Origin of the sequence: Hydrogenophaga sp. (assembly GCF_022844385.1) — a bacterium.
GTDB lineage: Bacteria > Pseudomonadota > Gammaproteobacteria > Burkholderiales > Burkholderiaceae_C > Hydrogenophaga.
Window position 1 is genome coordinate 12673 of the sequence record NZ_JALHLX010000082.1, and the last position, 2568, is coordinate 15240.

Below are 2568 nucleotides of genomic sequence, written 5' to 3' on the forward strand. Positions count from 1 at the left end.
GCCGCGTCGGGCGCAGGTGCCGCGGGCTTCTTGATGAACACCCAGAAAACCACCAGCAGCACCAGGGCCAGTGCGATGGCCAGCCAGAGCCAGCGTTTGCGCGATGGGGAAGTTGTGGCGTTCATGCGGGGTCTTTGAGTGCGTTGGGGTTGGTCACGGGATCGAATCCGCCGCCGAGGGCGACGTAGAGCTGGATCCAGGCGTTGATGCGTTCTTGCTGCAGACTCACCGCGGTGCTGTCGGCGTTGAGCTTGAGGCGGCGCGCCTCCTCCAGCTCGTTGAGGTTGGCCAGGCCCACGCGGTAGCGCGCCTCGGTGCCCTTGAGCGACTGCTCGTAGCCCGCCACCGCCGTCACCGTGGACGCCTCCCGCTCGCTCAGGCTGGAGAGCGTCACGAGCGCCTGCTCGACCTCGGCCACGGCCTGGCGCAGGGTGCTGGCGTACGCGATGGCAGCCGCTTCGTATCGGGCTTGTGCGCTGTCGGTGCTGGCGCGCAGTGCGTCGCGGCCGAGCAGCGGCAGGCTCAGACTGATCGGGCCGATGGCCCAGGTGTTGAATGTTGCCTGGTTGCCCCCGCCCGAGAGCCGGTTGCGCAGCAAGCTGCCGGAGAGCGACAGGCCTGGCAACAGCGCGGCCTTGGCCACCCCCACGTCTTCGCTCGCGGCCACCAGCTCGCGCTGAGCGCGGTAGACGTCGGGCCGCTGTCGGATCACCTCGGCCGGCACGGCGTTCACCGCCAACATGTTCTCAAGGCGGTCCGACGACAACAGGGTCGGCGCATTGGCGAGGCGCTGGCGCACCTCGGGCTCGGGCACGCCGGTGAGCGCCACCAGCGACTTCACCTGCCGCTCGCAGACCTCTTCCTGCTGGCGGTAGCGCGCCGCACTCTCGGCACCACTGGCACGCGCCAGCGCAGCCACCGCGGGCGCGGTGAGGCCGGCACGCTCGGAGGTGCTGTTGTTCTGCGCCGTGACAGCGCGCGAATCGCGGTCGCGCAGGGCGACGGCGAGCTGCTCGCGGCACAGGCGCTGCGAAAAATAGAGTTGTGCCAGTTCGGACGCGACCAGCACCCTGGCTTCGTGCCAGCCGGCCCCCGCCGCGTCTTGCTGCGCCTGTGCGCTGCCCAGTCGGGCGGTGCTCTCGCCCCAGAGCCCGATGGCCCACGAAGCCTGCAGGCCCGCGCTGAGCGAGGTGCCCAGCGGGATGGTCGGATCGGTGATGCCGCGGCTGGCGTTGGCCACGGCGTTCACCTGCGGTCCGTTCTGCGCCTCCACGCCAAACCTGGTGGCGCGGGCGGCAAACACCTGTGCGCGGGCCGTGGCGATGCTGGGGCTTTGCGCCTGAGCGCGAGCGATCCACTCGGTGAGAACCGGGTCGTCGAACCGGCTCCACCAAGTGGTGAGTGCCTGTGTGCTGCCCTGGTGGGCCAGGGGTGGCGCGTACCAGGTGGGCGGCAGGTCCACAGCCAGCTCGGCGGGTGGCTTGGTCACGCTGCAGGCGCCCAGCAGTGCCGCGCACGCCGTCACGGCAAGCAAGTGCTTCATGAAAAGGAATCCCTGTTGTTTGGTTTGACCCGGGGCCGACTCTAGTCGATGTGCAAGCCCGAACATGTCAATTCATTTCAATCGCGCGACGGATTGTTTCAATCGTCTTCGGCCGCGTCCAGCCCGGGAAACAGCACCTCGGTGAAGCCGAAACGGGTGAAGTCGCGCACCCGCATGGGATAGAGCTTGCCCCACAGGTGGTCGCACTCGTGCTGCACCACCCGCGCATGGAAACCCTCGGCTTCGCGGTCGATGGCAAGACCCCGCTCGTCGAATCCCTGGTAGCGGATGCGCCGCCAGCGAGGGACCACGCCGCGCAGGCCCGGCACCGACAGACAACCTTCCCAGCCCTCTTCCTCTTCGTCACCCAGCGGCGTGATGACCGGGTTCACCAACACGGTGCGCGGCACCACCGGTGCGTCGGGGTAGCGCGGGTTGGGCGCACCGCTACCAAACAGCACCACCTGCAGGTCCACCCCGATCTGGGGCGCGGCCAGGCCGGCGCCATTGGCCGCCACCATGGTGTCCTGCAGGTCGGCCACCAACTGGTGCAGCTCGGGCGTGTCAAAACGGGTGACGGGTTGGGCGTGGCGCAGCAGGCGCGGATCGCCCATTTTCAGGATGGTGTGAATGGTCATGGGTTGGACAAGCGGGAGAGATGGGTTTAGTTTCGCTGATCGCGACACCCGACGTGACCACCCGAGGAGAACCCATGAAGACCGCCCTGCTCGCCTTCGCACTGTCAATGCCCCTGCTGACGCACGCCCAGGGCGCCGAGATCTTCAAGGGCGCCGACCTCGCTCTTGGCGCCAAGCTCATCGCCGAGAACAAGTGCGCCCAATGCCACACCAGCAAGGTCGGCGGCGACGGCAGCGCCATCTACCGCCCGCAGGGCCGCATCAACAACGCTGGCTTGCTGCGCGGCATGGTGGACTACTGCAGCACGCAGCTGAACTTGCAACTGTTCCCGGAAGAAGTCACCGCCGTCGCAGCGGTGCTCAACCGGGACCACTACAAGTTCAAGT

At 67.9% G+C, this 2568-nt stretch carries 3 protein-coding genes; 1 reads left to right on the top strand and 2 read right to left on the bottom strand.

All coding sequences use genetic code 11. The annotated features are described in order from the left end of the window. Positions 1-121: 121 nt before the first annotated feature. Together Q0C59_RS13420 and def are read right to left on the bottom strand one after the other, a co-directional pair. Positions 122-1543: an efflux transporter outer membrane subunit gene (locus Q0C59_RS13420; protein ID WP_291216322.1), complete on the bottom strand. Its 1422-nt coding sequence runs from the start codon at positions 1541-1543 to the stop codon at positions 122-124. A 98-nt stretch (positions 1544-1641) separates the two neighbouring features. Further along, entirely contained in the window at positions 1642-2181 is a 540-nt protein-coding gene (def, locus tag Q0C59_RS13425) for a peptide deformylase (protein WP_291216323.1), read from the bottom strand. A 74-nt stretch (positions 2182-2255) separates the two neighbouring features. Here def and Q0C59_RS13430 point away from each other — a divergent pair. Beyond that, a partial coding sequence (locus Q0C59_RS13430) for a hypothetical protein (RefSeq protein WP_291216324.1) occupies positions 2256-2568 on the top strand: 313 nt, incomplete at its 3' end.

Excerpts from the sequence above, each read along its gene's own strand:
- def (WP_291216323.1), bottom strand. The coding sequence starts at position 2,181 with ATGACCATTCACACCATCCTGAAAATGGGCGATCCGCGCCTGCTGCGC.
- Q0C59_RS13420 (WP_291216322.1), bottom strand. The coding sequence starts at position 1,543 with ATGAAGCACTTGCTTGCCGTGACGGCGTGCGCGGCACTGCTGGGCGCC.